Annotated in this window: 21 protein-coding genes; 7 read left to right on the forward strand and 14 right to left on the reverse strand. The window is 41.4% G+C overall.

Annotated elements, in window-relative coordinates; all coding sequences use genetic code 11:
* Positions 1-94: 94 nt before the first annotated feature.
* The 3 genes from IGI78_RS11435 to IGI78_RS11445 all read right to left on the reverse strand — a co-directional run bounded on the left by IGI78_RS11435 (position 95) and on the right by IGI78_RS11445 (position 1,807).
* A complete protein-coding gene (locus tag IGI78_RS11435) occupies positions 95-445 on the reverse strand; it encodes a type II toxin-antitoxin system PemK/MazF family toxin (protein ID WP_074932270.1) in 351 nt (116 codons plus the stop codon).
* Positions 439-729, reverse strand: coding sequence for an AbrB/MazE/SpoVT family DNA-binding domain-containing protein (locus IGI78_RS11440; RefSeq protein ID WP_086293387.1), 291 nt, complete (start codon positions 727-729; stop codon positions 439-441). The genes IGI78_RS11435 and IGI78_RS11440 overlap by 7 nt, the downstream gene beginning before the upstream one ends.
* Positions 730-937: 208 nt before the next feature.
* Entirely contained in the window at positions 938-1,807 is an 870-nt protein-coding gene (locus IGI78_RS11445; protein ID WP_430618035.1) for an AraC family transcriptional regulator, read from the reverse strand.
* A 104-nt stretch (positions 1,808-1,911) separates the two neighbouring features.
* Between IGI78_RS11445 and IGI78_RS11450 the strand changes: the two genes are divergently transcribed.
* Positions 1,912-2,397, forward strand: coding sequence for a GNAT family N-acetyltransferase (locus IGI78_RS11450; protein ID WP_195264695.1), 486 nt, complete (start codon positions 1,912-1,914; stop codon positions 2,395-2,397).
* The gene (locus IGI78_RS11455) at positions 2,394-3,275 is read left to right on the forward strand and encodes a DMT family transporter (RefSeq protein WP_086291981.1); all 882 of its coding nucleotides are present in this window, start codon (positions 2,394-2,396) and stop codon (positions 3,273-3,275) included. Before IGI78_RS11450 ends, IGI78_RS11455 begins: the two co-directional genes overlap by 4 nt.
* 336 nt (positions 3,276-3,611) lie before the next feature.
* Here IGI78_RS11455 and map read toward each other — a convergent pair whose 3' ends face one another.
* The 3 genes from map to rlmH all read right to left on the reverse strand — a co-directional run bounded on the left by map (position 3,612) and on the right by rlmH (position 5,722).
* Positions 3,612-4,397, reverse strand: a complete 786-nt coding sequence (gene map / locus IGI78_RS11460) for a type I methionyl aminopeptidase (protein ID WP_195264694.1) — start codon at positions 4,395-4,397, stop codon at positions 3,612-3,614.
* 42 nt (positions 4,398-4,439) lie between these two features.
* On the reverse strand, positions 4,440-5,177 hold the full coding sequence (gene truA / locus IGI78_RS11465) for a tRNA pseudouridine(38-40) synthase TruA (RefSeq protein WP_195264693.1): 738 nt from the start codon (positions 5,175-5,177) through the stop codon (positions 4,440-4,442).
* Positions 5,178-5,242: 65 nt separating this feature from the next.
* Positions 5,243-5,722 (reverse strand): 23S rRNA (pseudouridine(1915)-N(3))-methyltransferase RlmH, encoded by a 480-nt coding sequence (gene rlmH / locus IGI78_RS11470; RefSeq protein ID WP_008379108.1) that lies wholly within the window; start codon positions 5,720-5,722, stop codon positions 5,243-5,245.
* A gap of 373 nt (positions 5,723-6,095) precedes the next feature.
* On the opposite strand from rlmH, the gene IGI78_RS11475 reads away from it, so the two are divergent.
* A complete protein-coding gene (locus IGI78_RS11475; RefSeq protein ID WP_096741488.1) occupies positions 6,096-7,400 on the forward strand; it encodes a S1C family serine protease in 1,305 nt (434 codons plus the stop codon).
* Positions 7,401-7,468: 68 nt separating this feature from the next.
* Here the strand turns inward: IGI78_RS11475 and ytpR are convergent, their stop codons facing one another.
* From ytpR to pepA, 4 genes are all read right to left on the reverse strand, one after another.
* Positions 7,469-8,083, reverse strand: coding sequence for a YtpR family tRNA-binding protein (gene ytpR, locus IGI78_RS11480; protein ID WP_005225431.1), 615 nt, complete (start codon positions 8,081-8,083; stop codon positions 7,469-7,471).
* Positions 8,084-8,357: 274 nt separating this feature from the next.
* Positions 8,358-8,819, reverse strand: a complete 462-nt coding sequence (locus tag IGI78_RS11485; protein ID WP_005225429.1) for a universal stress protein — start codon at positions 8,817-8,819, stop codon at positions 8,358-8,360.
* A gap of 12 nt (positions 8,820-8,831) precedes the next feature.
* The gene (locus IGI78_RS11490) at positions 8,832-9,152 is read right to left on the reverse strand and encodes a thioredoxin family protein (protein ID WP_026008043.1); all 321 of its coding nucleotides are present in this window, start codon (positions 9,150-9,152) and stop codon (positions 8,832-8,834) included.
* 130 nt (positions 9,153-9,282) lie between these two features.
* A complete protein-coding gene (gene pepA, locus IGI78_RS11495; RefSeq protein WP_430618036.1) occupies positions 9,283-10,359 on the reverse strand; it encodes a glutamyl aminopeptidase in 1,077 nt (358 codons plus the stop codon).
* A gap of 292 nt (positions 10,360-10,651) precedes the next feature.
* Between pepA and IGI78_RS11500 the strand changes: the two genes are divergently transcribed.
* Positions 10,652-10,996 (forward strand): peptidase, encoded by a 345-nt coding sequence (locus IGI78_RS11500; RefSeq protein ID WP_005234590.1) that lies wholly within the window; start codon positions 10,652-10,654, stop codon positions 10,994-10,996.
* Positions 10,997-11,056: 60 nt separating this feature from the next.
* On the opposite strand, the gene IGI78_RS11505 is transcribed toward IGI78_RS11500, so the two are convergent.
* From IGI78_RS11505 to IGI78_RS11515, 3 genes are all read right to left on the reverse strand, one after another.
* Positions 11,057-12,091 (reverse strand): hypothetical protein, encoded by a 1,035-nt coding sequence (locus tag IGI78_RS11505; RefSeq protein ID WP_195264691.1) that lies wholly within the window; start codon positions 12,089-12,091, stop codon positions 11,057-11,059.
* 77 nt (positions 12,092-12,168) lie between these two features.
* Positions 12,169-12,570, reverse strand: a complete 402-nt coding sequence (locus IGI78_RS11510; RefSeq protein ID WP_005225423.1) for an Ohr family peroxiredoxin — start codon at positions 12,568-12,570, stop codon at positions 12,169-12,171.
* Positions 12,571-12,754: 184 nt separating this feature from the next.
* On the reverse strand, positions 12,755-13,003 hold the full coding sequence (locus IGI78_RS11515; protein WP_077452821.1) for a GlsB/YeaQ/YmgE family stress response membrane protein: 249 nt from the start codon (positions 13,001-13,003) through the stop codon (positions 12,755-12,757).
* A gap of 379 nt (positions 13,004-13,382) precedes the next feature.
* Here IGI78_RS11515 and IGI78_RS11520 point away from each other — a divergent pair, with 379 nt between their 5' ends.
* Both IGI78_RS11520 and IGI78_RS11525 read left to right on the forward strand, forming a co-directional pair.
* Positions 13,383-13,649: a hypothetical protein gene (locus tag IGI78_RS11520; RefSeq protein WP_430618037.1), complete on the forward strand. Its 267-nt coding sequence runs from the start codon at positions 13,383-13,385 to the stop codon at positions 13,647-13,649.
* The gene (locus IGI78_RS11525) at positions 13,582-13,851 is read left to right on the forward strand and encodes a hypothetical protein (protein ID WP_430618038.1); all 270 of its coding nucleotides are present in this window, start codon (positions 13,582-13,584) and stop codon (positions 13,849-13,851) included. Before IGI78_RS11520 ends, IGI78_RS11525 begins: the two co-directional genes overlap by 68 nt.
* 72 nt (positions 13,852-13,923) lie before the next feature.
* On the opposite strand, the gene IGI78_RS11530 is transcribed toward IGI78_RS11525, so the two are convergent.
* Entirely contained in the window at positions 13,924-14,865 is a 942-nt protein-coding gene (locus IGI78_RS11530; RefSeq protein WP_195264689.1) for a magnesium transporter CorA family protein, read from the reverse strand.
* Positions 14,866-15,050: 185 nt separating this feature from the next.
* Between IGI78_RS11530 and IGI78_RS11535 the strand changes: the two genes are divergently transcribed.
* Complete coding sequence (locus IGI78_RS11535) at positions 15,051-15,878, forward strand: manganese catalase family protein (RefSeq protein WP_034857733.1); 828 nt, start codon at positions 15,051-15,053, stop codon at positions 15,876-15,878.
* Positions 15,879-15,902: the final 24 nt, after the last annotated feature.

The raw sequence follows: 15,902 nt of genomic DNA on the forward strand, positions 1-15,902 counted from the left end.
TAAAGATTGCACGGGCGTATAATCTTACGGATATACTGTTTATAGAATAAAAGAAAACAGCATGGTCGACATCGATAAGATGATCATGCTGTTTTTATTTACTTACTTTTTGAAATACTGTTCTGACTTTCATCAATAACTCATCAACCAAGTGCTCATGCGCTTTTTCCAAAAAAACACATGCTCTGGCTTCATAATCTATTGTCGTTAATTGATCTAACAATACTTTTCCTGTTGTCTTCATGCCATAATCTGGATTAATACTTACATATAACGGATAGTTTCTACTTGTACTGGAAATCGGAGCAACGGTGGCAACGTTACTATAATCTGCAATCATGTCATGACTTAAAACAATATAGGGTCTTTTTCCTGTTTGTTCATGTCCAGAACGAGGAGCTGTATCCAATAACAAAATATCACCTTGTCTAGGTTTTCTTACCATTTTTCATTCCCTACTGCTTCACCTAAATGTTGAATTTCCACGTGATTTCTCTCAGCAGTGTAATTTTCAAATAACTCTTCAATCGTTAACTCGTTTTCTGAATTTGCCGCTTCGATGATTAGCCGTCTATGCCCGTTTACTTCTTCTTGTATTATCTTCACTTTGTCATCTGTATGAATGCCAAGATACTCCATAATGTGCTTGGGCAATCTAAGACCGTTACTATTGCCCCATTTTTTTATAGGTAACATTTCCATGCGCGACACCTCTTTCTGTATATACATAGTATAACATATATCACGACTAAGTATATACATAATTATCCTTTTGGTCGATTCACCTAAATTCCATTAAAAAGAATTGTTCTTACAAGTTTACACTGCTGTGCTAAGTTAGTATCTTTCTGACCTAACTAATGGAGCTACTAAAGGAATTGTGAAATGAAGAATTAAAAAATTTTATGTTTCTGACCCTATTTTAAGTTATCGCCCATTAATCTATGGATCCGGGCGTTCGTCCATATTTTTTCTTAAAACTTTGGATAAAATGACTCGTATCAGAAAATCCAATTTGTTGAGAAATTTCAGTAACTGTTAGATTCTTATTTTCCAATAAACTCTGACTTCGTTGTAATCGATAATCAATCAAGAATTTATAAGGGGTCATGGATGTGTACTTTTTAAACAATCTGTTCGCCTCTGAATTACTAATGTGACTACTTGAGGAAATATCAGCTAAAGCTATATTTTCGGCATAGTTTCCGTATATAAATTGGATCATTGTCATTATCTGATTTATTTTAGTATTTTTAATGGTAGTCGGTTGCTTTATCTGATCTAACTTCGAGTTGATTAGAATAAGACAAGCTTTACAAAGATCTATCGATATCAAGTACTCTCGACCAAATCTTGGTTCCATGTAATACAAATCGATAATTTCTTTTAGGATAGATAAGATTTCTCTTGAAGAAATATCCAGGTTGTCCATCGCAATACAAGGATATTTTATACTATTTACATAGGGCTCCACATAGCTAAGGTCCATTCGGCTTCCAGGGAAGAAAGTGAGATTCTCCTTGATAAAATTTATGCTTATATAAGAGCTATTGGGTGTTAGTTGAGTCATTTGATGTAGAACATTAGAGTTGATAAAGATAAAATCACCTTTATTTAATATATAGTCGACTCCATTAATTTTTGCATTAACTACTCCCTTCTCAACAATGGTAAATTGTAATTCATCATGCCAATGGGCATCATCGAATCCTCTACCTGAAGGATTCACTCCATTTTGATTTATATGATAAATTTCAAAAGGAAAACTAGTATCTTGATAGTGATTCTGTTCAAATAATTTTTTCATCAACTTGTCCTTTGGTTATATTTTCATATGTAAGAACCTTTTTTTCATATTATTATATATCATTTGATGATATTATCATATAAAAATATTGGAGTTGAATAATTATGACAATCGAATTTATCCCCTATAATAAGCATTTTTTAAGCGAAATGACACAAACCTGGAATGATATTTTGATAGATGGCGAAGCATTTCCAGGAGAAGATTTATTTAATACAGAAGATTTTGAATTAATGTTATTAGAACAATCTGCTGCATCCTGTCTTCTTTATAATGGAGTCTATGCAGGATTCTTCATAATTCATCCTAATAATATCGGACGTTGTGCACATACTGCAAATGCGAGCTATTGTATCGATAAAAGGATGAGAGGAAAGGGCTTATTCAAACACGTAGTAAAAAGATCCTTATGGGAAGCAAAACAACTAGGTTTTCAAGGAATGCAATTTAACGCCGTCGTCTCTAATAACAAGGTAGCGATCCATACCTACGAGAAAAATGGGTTTTCCATTATCGGTTCTATCCCTAAAGGATTCCGACTGAAGAATGGAATTTTTACTGACATGTATATTATGCATCGATCGCTATGATAAAAAAATACCAAGGCATTCTCTTCACTATCTTTACAATTCTAATAGTCAGTTCTACAGAGATTACACTAAAGTTACTAGGGGGAACGAGTAGCCACGGGGGGCAATTAAATTTTTGGCGTTTTTTGATTGGCGGTATTTTTCTATTTATTTTAGCTAAGAAAAAAAGTATAAAGGTAGCTTCTTTGCCACTCCTTGTTTTAAATGCGATTTTATTTATCGTATTCAGCATGAATTTCTATCAAATGGCTATCTTTCAATCAAGCGCATTCTTTGTAGCAGTTGTTTTTAGCACAAATCCATTGTTTACACAATTGATAAATACGTTATTAACTCGTCAGTTAAAAGTACCTTCACTTTCGATCATACTTTCAGTACTAGGAATCATAATCATCATTGTTTCAAATTACACAAAAAATGATCTAGGGGTTCTATTTGCTTTGATCTCTTCTATTTTATTTGGATTATATAGTACACTAAACGAAAGAATTATCAAAAAATATACTTTAAGTACAGTGACTTCTACATCATATACCTTTATTTTTGGCGCATTGGAATTGGCGCTATTAAATTTGATTTTTTCGAAATTTAATGATGATTCTCCATTAAAATCGATTTTCACATTTCATTACTTTACCGATTTTAGCCTACAAACATTACCAGGTCTATTCTATTTGAGCATTGTGGTAACCGCCTGCGGCTTTCTGTTTTACCTTATCTGTCAAATAAAATTCAAAAAATTATCACACACTGTTTTTTTCTCTAAGCCTGCGGTTTCTGCAATATTTGGTTTGCTAATCTTAAATGATCCTATTCCTTTTTCTAGTATTGTAGGTATCTCGTTGATATTTTTAGGTAGTATATTAACTTTTCAATAATTTACTAATGTACAATCCTCATGATATTATTTTTTTGTATTTTCGTTGGCTTAAATGTCACTCGATTCCCTCTTCTACTGATCGTTAAATGATTTATAAAGCAAAATAAATAATCGGAACCAAATAAGAAAAAGCCAAAAACGTTTTAAGTTTCTGAAACCTTAAAATAAAGTGACTCCATCAAATAATACCGATATGAATAGACAAGCACTTGTTGATTACTGAGTTCTTTTACGATCTTTTTGAAAAAAGCACAGATCGAAAGGGCGTACCATCAGTTAGGTACGCCCTTTTAAGAGATGTGGAAAATCTACATGATACAGAAGTTCCGCACAGTTATTTTTCAAAGACATTAAGTGATGATGACGTTTCTTCCTTTTGCAACGTCATGATGACTGGACCTTCTTTGGTGATGGCGATCGAATGTTCATATTGGGCACAATAGCTGCCGTCAATCGTGCGTGCTGTCCAGCCGTTCGGGTCCATCTTCATGCGCCAAGTACCGGTCGTGATCATCGGTTCGATGGTGATCGTCATGCCCTCTTTCAACCTAATTCCTTTGCCAGGTAACCCGAAATGAGGAAAGAATGGTTCTTCATGAATGGTTGGGCCAATGCCGTGAGCAATAAAGTCCCGCACGACACCATACCCTTTTTCTTCAGCGAAGCTTTGGATCGCATAACCAATATCGCCGACCCGGTTGCCAACTTGTGCTTGCTCGATGCCTTTCATTAAGGCTTCTTTCGTTACTTCCATCAGCGCTTGATGTTCTGGTGAAATCTCTCCTACAGCATACGTCCAACAGCTGTCAGAGATTGCTCCTTTGTAATCGACACAAAAATCAACTTTGACGACATCGCCTGATTTTAAAACATATTCTGAAGGGAAACCATGACAAATCTCTTCATTGACACTGATACACGTCGCAAATTCATAGCCTTCAAACCCGATTTGCGCGGCTGTTGCCCCTGCAGCTTCTATCTGTTGATGGACAAAGACGTTGATTTGGTTCGTGGTGATACCAGGAACGATTTTTTCCCGTAGTTGCTCGTGAATACTTGCCAAAATACGACCGGAAGTTTTCATTTGTTCGATTTCTCGTGGGGATTTTAATGTGATCAATAGATGATCTCCTTTCCTTAAATAGCCATTACCATGTTTCTTTTAATAATACACCTCATCTAGAAATAAGCCATGAGAAGGCACTGTTTCACCAGCTGCTTGTCGTACTTTCTCGGCTAACACTTGATCGATCACTTCTGGCGGCAGTGTGCCATCGCCAATGGCAATCAGTGTGCCTGTCAAGATTCGGACCATTTTATGCAAAAAGCCGTTACCTTTGAAGGTAAACCGCAATAGGTCGCCTTCTGGTGTGATGGTGATTTCATCGATCGTCCGCACCGTTGATTTTTTTGATTTTTTCAACGCAGAAAAGCCAATAAAATCATGGGTGCCGATCAACTTCTCAGCCGCTTGCTGCATTTTTTCCAAATCAAGGGGCTGCGGGCAATGAAAACTGGTATTGCGAGCAAAGACTGATGGGATCGCGTTGTTCCAAACATAATAGCTGTATTGCTTGCCTTTGGCATGATAGCGTGCATGGAAGCGTTCAGGGACTTCTTCAATCTTGTTGACGACGATGTCTTGTGGCAAATAGCGGTTAAAGAACTGCTGCATCTCTGGCAAACTCATTTGATGGGTCGTCTTGAAATTCGCCACTTGTCCTTGAGCATGCGTGCCCGCGTCGGTTCTGCCAGAACCGACGATTTCAATTTCTTCTCCCGTCAATAATTTGATGACCCCTTCAACTTTTTCTTGGATCGTTTTTTCTGAATCTCCTAGTCGTTGCCACCCTAAGTAGCGCTTGCCGTCATATTCAATCGTTAATTTGATATTTCGCATGGTTGTTGCTCCTTTTTACCGGTAGTACCGGTGGATAATTTTTTCTATTCTATTGCTTGAGATATTTACTTATGATAAGGTGCCCCCGTATTGATTCGATACGCGCGATAAATCTGCTCCAATAAGATCAGTTTCATGAGTTGGTGCGGGTAGGTCATTTTGCCAAAGGAGATTTTGGCATCACTGCGAGTCATGACTTCTTGGCTTAAGCCTAGGGAACCGCCGATGACGAAGGTCAGTTGGCTTTTTCCTTGGATGCCGAGTTGATCGATTTGTTTGGCGAAGGCTTCGCTGGTGGGATTGGTGCCTTCGATTGCTAAGGCAAAGACATATTCGGTGTCTTTGATTTTGGCTAAAATGCGCTGGCCTTCTTTTTCTTTGATTTGCAGCATTTGGGCTTCACTCAAGGTTTCTGGCGCTTTTTCATCTGGTACTTCGACAAACTCAAGCTTTGCGTATGCCCCCAATCGCTTGGCGTACTCGTTGATTCCTTGAACGAGGTACTTTTCTTTTAGTTTTCCTACTGTGACGATTTTGATTTTCATAGGTTCCTCCTCGTTATCCCCTTATTTTATGAAAATGTGGACAATGCTATCCACAGCCTTTTACACACTTTGACTTTCTTTGAAATTCTTCTATCTTATCTATAAAACTGTGACACTTCAACGGTTTCTTCATCCACCCAATCAAAGCTCTCAAGATTGTCCACACACTGTGGATAAAAAAACCTTTGATTCTCCCCAGATTTCCCTGCTATTTTTATTCAAAAATGAGCGGGTTTTGCGAAGAAAATTTCATCGTTTGAAACAGATTCTTACGCAACTTCTTCATATTTTTTTCAAAATCTCTTAGTAGACTAATCTCAGATAGAAGGAATATACTGATTATAACGAATTATTCATTAAGGGGGAAATAGTAATGGCAAGAAAATATGTCACACCAGGTAAGAAAACTTCTCCTGGTTTATTAAAACGATTAGGTATTGGGATTTTAGGCGGTATGGTCGGCGGTTTATTGACCTTCGGCGGTCTGTATTTGGCAATGGGTTCATCTTTGACTTCAACACCAGAAACTACGACCAACAGCGGGGTCCAAGATTCTAACGGACAAACACAGGTATCCAATGTAAAACTAGACGTGACTAGCGATGTCACGAAAGCAGTTGAAAAAGTACAAGATTCTGTCGTTTCCATCATTAATCTACAACAAAGTCAAAGCAACGATTGGAACAGCCTCTTTGGTCAGCAAGGTGGACAAAGTGAAGGCGATAGCCAAAGCGACGACGACAGCGCCTTAGAAGCTTCTTCTGAAGGTAGTGGGGTCATCTACAAAATCGATGGCGATGATGCCTATGTCGTAACCAACAACCACGTCGTTGAAGGCCAAGATGGTTTGGAAGTTGTCTTAGCAGATGGTACAAAAGTCAAAGCTGAATTGGTGGGTACCGATTCTTACACAGATTTAGCCGTCTTAAAAATCTCTTCTGAAAAAGTTACAACTGCCGCAACATTTGGCGATTCAAGTGCCTTGAAAGTCGGCGAACCAGCAATCGCGATTGGTTCTCCTCTAGGCTCTGACTATGCAAACTCTGTGACACAAGGGATCGTGTCTTCCTTGAATCGTCAAGTAACAAGCCAAAACGAATCTGGTGGTACGATCAGTATCAACGCGATCCAAACGGATGCTGCGATCAACCCAGGGAACTCAGGTGGTCCACTGATCAACGTTGATGGTCAAGTGATTGGGATCAACTCAAGTAAAATCGCCAGCACCTCGGGCTCTGCTTCAGGCGTTAGTGTCGAAGGAATGGGCTTTGCGATCCCAAGTAACGATGTCGTTGAAATCATCAATCAACTAGAAGCAGACGGCAAAGTGGTCCGCCCTGCACTAGGTATCCAAACGATCGATTTAGGTTCCATCACATCACAACAACAAGAACAAATCTTGAAAGTTCCTTCATCTGTAACTTCAGGCGTTGTTATCTACTCAGTCAACAATGCAACACCAGCAGAACAAGCAGGATTGCAACAATATGACGTTATCACGAAAATCGATGATACAGAAGTCAGCACAACAACTGATCTGCAATCTGCGTTGTACAAACACAAAGTCGGTGACACAATCACTGTAACCTTCTATCGTGGCGATGAAGAAAAAACAGCAGAAGTAAAACTTTCCGTTGATACATCGATCAACGAACAATCAACAGACAGCAGCAACTAATCACCAAAACCAATCAAAACAATCAAAAAATGAACTGCCGCAAAAACAGGAAGCGGCAGTTCATTTTTTTAGGCTTTACCGACCGGAAAAGCTTCACCTACAACGGCATCTTGAGGCAGCTCAAGGATGCCTTTTTTCATTGGTGCACCTTCTAAATGTAGTTCTTTAGCAGAGCAGATCATTCCGAAGCTTTCTACGCCACGAAGCGTCCCCGGCCAAATCATCAAGCCATCTGGCATCATTGCGCCAGGTTTTGCGACAACGACTTTCAAGCCTTTACGGATATTGGCAGCGCCACAGACGATTTGCAAGACTTCCCCATCTCCAACTTCTGTTTCCGTGATAGACAGATGGTCGCTGTCTGGATGTTCCACACAAGATTTCACATAGCCAACAACGATTTTTGGTTCCGTATCTGCTGGCAGTTCTTCGCTGAATCCTGCTTCTTTGATCATGGTGTTCAATTGTTGGATTTGTTCTTTCGTCAACGTTACTTGACCACGGCCTTCGATCGTCATTACTTCTGAAATCGCAAAAAAATTCCAGCCGACGATCGTGCCTTCTTCATTTTTGATTTGGGCAACATTGCCTTTGCGTTCGACGGTTTGTTCTAATCCTTTATCATCTGCTGTGATGGCAAGCAGTGTATCACTGACATATTCTTTGTTATAAGCAAAAATCACGTTTTTTCCTCCTTAGGTACTTACACATTCCGCCCATAATCTTAACAAATTTTTCGGCATCCGTCATGGAATTTCTTTGTTTTCCTTGAAATTCTAGTTATTTTCAAAGACAAAAAAGCCTGAAAACCAGCTACTGCTCATTTGCTAAAGACAATGCTTCACTAGCGAGCAAAACCGCTGATTCTCAGGAACTTCCTTTTGTCACTTGTTACTACCATGCGAACTAAGGAAAAGAACACGGCAACGACAAGCTTATTTTTTCAAAAAAATGACCTTACGCTTTGGTTTCTTCAGGGGATACGATCAGCACGTCGCACCGGGCTTCACGGATAACGAAGCTGGCGACACTCCCCATCATGAAGCGTTCCACGGCGTTTAGCCCGGATTGCCCCACCATGATCAAATCGATGTCGTATTGATCTGGTAATTGAGTGGCAAGAGCGTCTTTGATGGAGCCGTAAGCGACGATGCCTTCTACTAGATCAAAATCCACTGATTTTGCGTAGGCTTTACAGTCGTCGATCAGATTTTTCGCCGTATCTTTTTCTTGTTCCAAGATGGAACTATCCAAAGGTGCATAGCCCATCATGGTCGGTACTTGCTGATCGATGATCGTTGCGGCATAGACCTTCCCTTGATTTCGACGAGCGACTTCCACTGCTTTTTTGAAGGCAGACATCGCTTGATCTGACCCATCGATCCCTACTAAAATGTTTTGATATCTTTGTGCTTCCATCTTTTTCCCCTCCTATGCTGATTGTACGCTGGTTAAAAAGGCTTCGATCTCTTCTTTGGTTTTACGATCCTTGTTGACTAACCGTCCCAGCTCCTTGCCGTCTTCGATGACGACGAGGCTAGGAATACCAAAAATGTTCCATTCAACCGCTACATCCATGTATTCATCACGGTCGACTTCGATAAATTGAAGATCTGGAAAGTCCGCTTCGATCTCAGGCAATTGCGGTTTGATGTAGCGGCAATCCCCACACCAATCGGCGGTGAAAAAGAAGACATTTTTGCCTTTCTCCACATATGTTGCTAACTCTGCTAAATCTTTTGGAATAATCAAATTCTCACCACTTTCTTTTCTTTAAGTATACACCTTTCTTTCAGGGACTACCAACTGACATGCTGATCTTGCAAAGCTCTGCAGAAAAAAAAGAGACAACGGGTTGCTGTCTCTTTGCTTTCGTTCTCGCTTATTGTCCTGCCAAGATCGTATCAACGGTTGAACGATCCAACCCTTTCAAGACTTGAATCACCATTTCCCGTGCCGCTTCATAATCAGCGATACTGAATAGGGTTTGGTGGGTATGGATGTATCGTCCAGGAACACCGATAACTGAACTTGGGATTCCTTCATTTGCCATGTGTGCCGCACCAGCGTCGGTACCACCTTTTGAAACAAAGTATTGGTAAGGAATGTTGTTGCTTTCTGCTGTATCCAACAAGAATTCTTTCATCCGTGGCAACATGATCATGCCTGGATCATAGATTCGCATCAAAGTCCCGGCTCCTAGATGACCAAAGGTGCCATTTTTCGTGACTGTGTCATCTGCTGGCGAGCAATCGACCGCAAAGAATAAGTCTGGCTTGAATTTCGTCACAGACGGACGAGACCCCCGTAAGCCGACTTCTTCTTGAACGTTGGCACCAGCAATCAGCGTATGGCCTAACGTTTGCTCTTTCAAGGCTTCAAGTGCTTCTAATACGACTGCACAGCCGTAACGGTTGTCCCAAGCTTTCGAGATGATGTTTTTCCCATTGGCTGTTTTGATGGTTTCCACTTGTGGGACGATCGTATCGCCAGGACGTACACCAAAGCTTTCTGCTTCTTCTTTTGATTCAAACCCAGCATCAAACAAAATATCTGTCACTTCGACATTTTTCTGACCGCTGCTTCCTCGCAACAAATGTGGCGGTACTGAAGAAGAAACGCATGGGTAATCGCCCTTCGCTGTTTTCAATGTAAACCGTTGAGCAGAAACCACATAGGGATTCCATCCGCCTAAAGGAGTGACTTTGAATAAGCCGCGATCGGTGATCGTCGTCAATAAGAAGCCAACTTCGTCCATGTGAGCAGCTAACATCACTCGTGGTGCATCTGCTTCTTGGTGGTGACGCAAACCGAAGATGCCGCCTAAGCCATCTTGTTGGATTTCATCTACCAAGGGGGTCATCGCTTCACGCATATACGTTCGCACGTCGTGTTCAAACCCGCTGGTTCCTTGTAACTCCGTTAGTTCTTTGATGCGTTGAAATGTTTTTTCTTCCATGATCATTCGAGAAACACGTATCGGTTGTTTGCTACCCCAAAGAAACAAAGCTGCTTTTTTTGAAAAAGCAACGCTTGCTGTGGCTGTGTTTTCCTGCAATTTTTGGGTGTAACAACGGATGTGCTCTCTTCCTCCTTATTCCTACTGATATTCTTTATTATAGCGCAAATTTCTATTGTTGGTTATTTTTCTTATAGAATATTTCTAAACTATGGTAAACTATTGTTAAGAGAACCTGTGCTTTCACCGAGATCACAACATTCGGGAAAACTTACTTTAGGAGGGACATTAGATGGAGAATGAGCATCCATTGCATTATTTTAAAAATGGACTGACCATCGGTTTAGGTCTTGGCTTTGCAGGAGGGATTTTTTCAACGATCTGGTTGAAGAAAAGGCAAGCCATGAATGCCGATGATGTCTTAGACAATATAAAAGCGGCGTTTATCAAAGAAGGACCGATCGAAGGTTCTTGGATCAATTTCGAAAAACAACCTTTGCGCAAATTTGCGATCACTTCCCAAGGATATACTGGCGGCATCACCCGCACCGAAGACGGGCAGCTTGTCACCTATGAATTTTTGGCAGATGCTCATACCGGCACCGTCTTAGATATCCAACGAGCAATCGTGGAATAATCACTGCACTTATGACCAGCTTCTTAAGAGGCTGGTCTTTTTTCTTTTTAAGCAGTGCTTTTACTGAAGCAAGGTCGCAAGGTCCAATACCACGACTTCATCGATGCTGCCACCTTTTTGGCGATACGCCCATGCCCCACTTTCAAACAAGCAGTACAGCTGCCCTTTTTCTACCACAATCTGTTCAAGGTAATGGGGAAACTTGATGCGCCGCAACGCATGTTTGCGGGTCAGCACCGTTGCATCCTTTGGAAAGACCCATAACTCCGCCGACCCTGGTCCAAAAGAACGCGCCAGCAACAAGTATTCAGTTGTAAAGGCGATACTTTGGACTTTCGTGGTGGTGACCCTTCTCTTACGCGGCTTGATGCGAGGAGGCGCTTTGCGACCGCTGTCCGAAAGAACAGGCAACGGATAATTCGCCACCACGCCTCCTTGTTTCAAGACAAAGGTTCCTGAGACAAGTTCACCGCCATCGGCTGCCAAATAGGAGCTGTGAGTGATGCCTGCCAATTCGATGACTTGCTGATAAACAATAGGCTGATTGGTTGCCAAGGAATCATCTTCCAGCAGTGCTTGTAAAGAAACACACGCCACGCGCCCCATCCCTTTTCCAGTGATGGTTAGCCACAGCATTTGCGTTGCTCGATCAAAGACTAGTCCACCGACATGAGGTCGTTTTGGCAGAACCACCGTTTTCAGATGCCGCCCGCTCGTTCTTTCTATTATATAAAGTTGTGAGTGATGTTCCTGCTGCGAACAATACGCTGAGAGGAACAAATAGTCCTCCGAAACGGCCAACCCTTGTGGGGTCATTGCCTGACACTGATCCACATGCTTGTGCGGCCTCGTTTCTGCTTTCGCCGTTGCCGTCGTTGCCACTGCGGCAGTGGCTTCTTTTAAACCGGGAACCAAAAGGACTGCTTCTCTTTTTGCCCCGGCTGCCAGCCACGCTTGCCGCACCCTGGGATAACGCTTCAGCTGGGCTACCAGCGCTTGATTGTGGCGCGTATGTCGGTGCTTTTTTAGACAGTACACCACAAAAAGGCCAACCACAAACACGCCCAAAAGCAGCAAGCTCTCTGTTTGTCTCATTGATTGGCCTCCTTGATGAATTCCCTCTTGTCGGCTGATTTATCAGCCGCTTATTGTTTGTCTATTCGCAATAATGCTTAGACTACTTGAACTTCGACATCAATGTTGCCGCGAGTTGCCCGAGAATACGGACAAAAATCGTGAGCTTCTTCTGCGATTTTCTCCGCCTCGGCTTTTTCAACGCCTGGTAAGGATACTTCTAAAATCACGCCGATTTGGTAACTACCGTCCTCATGCTGATACAAAGACACTCTTGCTTTAACTTCGGATTCGGATTCGATGTTATGCTCTTTCAGCATATGCTGTACGGCACCGTTGAAGCATGAAGCATAGCCTGCGGCAAATAATTGTTCTGGGTTAGTCCCTTCACTATGAAGACCCGGTTTGTCAATTTTCAGGTGAAAACTGCCATTTGGTGCTTCGACCTCTCCGACACGACCGCCTCGATTGATCATCGCTGTTTCATATTGCTTTTTCATTGAACCTCTTCCTTTCTTTTTTTGACCTACTTCAAGTGTAACGACAATTTCCCGATATGACAAAAGGATTGCTTGTACTTGTTTCTTGAAAACAAAAAAGGCAAACCCAGAAACTCTGGATTTGCCTGTCTATTCGAGGTAATTGCTACCCGAAATAAATAAATGGAAACAATTGCTGAATGGACTAGCCGTTTGAACGTCCTAAGAAGAATGAAACAACAGCAACGACAATAACCGCACCAATAATTGATGGGATGATTGCCATTCCAGCAAGTGATGGACCCCAAGAACCTAAGATCGCTTGTCCAATAGCTGAACCTACTAAACCTGCAACGATGTTGGCGATCCAACCCATTGATCCACCTTTATTTGTGATAGCTCCGGCGATCAAACCGATAATAGCTCCTACGATTAATACCCATAACCAATGCATATTTTTCTCCTTCTTTCTTTTAAGTAGTTATTACACATATTATGTTACGCTTAATCCCCGTTTTAGACAAAAGATTTGCACTCAATTTGCAAAAAAAATTTTCAAACCTTGTTATATTAACGTTTATCAGCACTTCTTAATTATCGTTGTAAGAGCTTTAATTCGTTTTTTTTAGTATTGGTGCATTTTTTGAAATCGTTTTATTTTGTATTTTGCATCTTCTCCGCTAAACTGAGGGAGAACTACTCTTATTTTGTCAGATAATTGGCACTTTTCACTCCTCAGTTCTTTTTGGGCGGCTATCTTTTCAGTACTTCAGCTATTTTTCATTAAGGCACGTTTCGATCGTTGTAGATTGGTAATGTCTTCGCAGATTCCCATGTTTGCTTCCAGAGCTCCCAGTGAAGGCGGTACTTATTTTAAAATGGAGGGAAAATACATAAATGAAACCAGTGTGACTGTAGAAGTTCCTGATTTGCCTTACGTGGATTTATTGACGATCCTAGTCAGTGCCACTTGCAGCTATGCGTTTACAAAATACGATGCCATTTTTTTCTTCATCTATTATCGCCACCACCATGCTGCCGATTGCCCGACCAATCATTATGACACTGGGGATCTTTTCCTTCCAGTGGCGGTGGAATGATTATATCTGGCCCTTGCTCGTCTTGAATGATCCGAAAAAATATACCTTCCAAGTGGCGATCCGCAGCTTGGTGGGTGCGGAAAATATCAATTGGACGATTTTGATCGCTGCCTCAGTAATTTCCATTTTGCCTTTGCTGCTGGTCTTCCTCGCCTTTCAGCGCTGGATTCTCGACAGCAATTTAGATAGCGGACTAAAATAAAAAAAGTGCCGACTGCTTCGTCGCACCTTTCTCCTTTTATGGATGAACGGTGCTACAGAGCAGCGGCGCTTTTTATTTTGAAAAGTCTTTTCGTGACAAGTAGACGGCGGTTAAAATACCGACTAAAATAGCCAAGCCGAAGACGACGATCGTACCGATCGCATTGTCTTTTCCTGGCAGTCCCCCGGTGTTGATCCCCCATAGCCCGGCAATCAAGGATGGCACAGCCACCACTAATGCCGCAGAATCTAAGTATTTCATCAGATGGTTTAGATTGTTGTCCATCATATCGGAGAACAAGCCACCGATAGTTTCTAACAAGTCGCGATAGATGGTGACCATTTTCATGGCAAACTTCTGTCGTAGCTTAATGTCATAAACGAGCGCTTCATTATCCAAACGATCCAAAAATTCTTTGCGATCCATCAAACGATCTACAGTATGGTTTTGGTCCCGCAAGGTGTGATCAAGATAGACCATGTCTCGCTCGGTATCGGCTAAATTGAACAATTCCTTGTTTTCCGTCGTTTTACGAGCTGCTTCATCTAGTGCATCGATCTGTTTCTTCATTTCCTGCAGACCTTTGATGTAATGGGTGTAGATCATCAGCGTCGAATAAGCAACGATATCTTCATACCGTTGAATGTCTTGTTCATGCTTTTCAATCAGGCGTTTGATCAGTGTAGATTGATGAGAGACATATGTGATCAAAAGATCTTTGGTATAAATAAACGTCACCGGTTCTAAACGATTTTCGATGCGGTCTTGTGTCACTTCTGACAAATCGATCAAGGTATAAAGAATCGGATGATTTAACTTAGTGTTACGTAAGTATTCCAAACGTGAGACTTCTTCCGGTTCATTAGCGCCAATAAAAATATCTTCAGGTAGCTGATAGCGCTCCAACAAGTGGCGTTGTTCCTCTGGATCTGTCCCAGAAACCACCAGCCAATTGTAATCCTCCTCCGAAGATTCCCTGATTTTTCGGTCTTCCATTTTGTAATACTGAAACATGGTGACTCGCTCCTTTTCTAATTCTCTCTTAATTTAACTATCTAACGCTTCACGCTTTTTGTCAAAGTAAATGGCTTTTCTTTTCAGTGCTTTTCCATTTTAGACAAAGTGCGTTTTATTAGACGAACCTTTCGATTCATGAGAAACTTTTTATGGGCCCAATAAAAAATTTTAGGAGGAATAGTATGTTTCGTCATCAAAAAGAACTACAGTTTGAAGCTAAACCAGAAAAACCAAATCCGTTAGTTGCGAAATACCTTCAAGAATTAATCGGTGGACAATATGGAGAAATGAGTGTTGCCATGCAATACTTATTCCAAGGATGGAGCTGCCGTGGGGAAGAAAAATACAAAGACATGTTAATGGATATCGCTACTGAAGAGCTTGGACACGTTGAAATGTTAGCAACGATGGTTGCACGTCTGCTGGAAGGTGCACCTGTGGAAGATCAGGAAGCTGCCATGAAAAAAGACCCAACGATTGGTGCGATCATTTCCGGAATGAATCCGCAACATGCCATCGTTGCCGGCTTAGGACCACGTCCTGCTGATAGCGTCGGCAATCCATGGTCAGGTGCGTATATCATTGCTAGTGGCAACTTACTTGCTGATTTTCGTGCCAACTTAAATGCGGAATCACAAGGTCGTCTGCAAGTAGCACGCATCTATGAAATGATTGATGACCGTGGGGTCAAAGACTTACTTTCGGTCTTATTAGCGCGTGATAGCTACCACCAAAATCTTTGGGCAGCTGCCGTGAAAGAATTGGAAGAAAACGAAGGTTCGATTTTAGTGCCGTCTACCTTTGACCGCAAAAACGAACGCTTAGATATCGCTTATGATTTCTATAACTTCTCTGAAGGCGACCAAAGCAAAGAAGGCTCTTGGGCGAAAGGCAAAGCCCTTGACGGTGAAGGCGAATACCAATGGCTAGACGAACCAAAAGTCGAAGGAAAAGCGCCAAAACTCGATCAAGTCACACCAAAAATGTATGGCACACCGCCTGAAAAATAATTTAATCAAAAAGAGCAATTGTTT

It is taken from the genome of Enterococcus sp. DIV1767, assembly GCF_050542585.1.
GTDB classification, from domain to species: domain Bacteria; phylum Bacillota; class Bacilli; order Lactobacillales; family Enterococcaceae; genus Enterococcus_D; species Enterococcus_D innesii.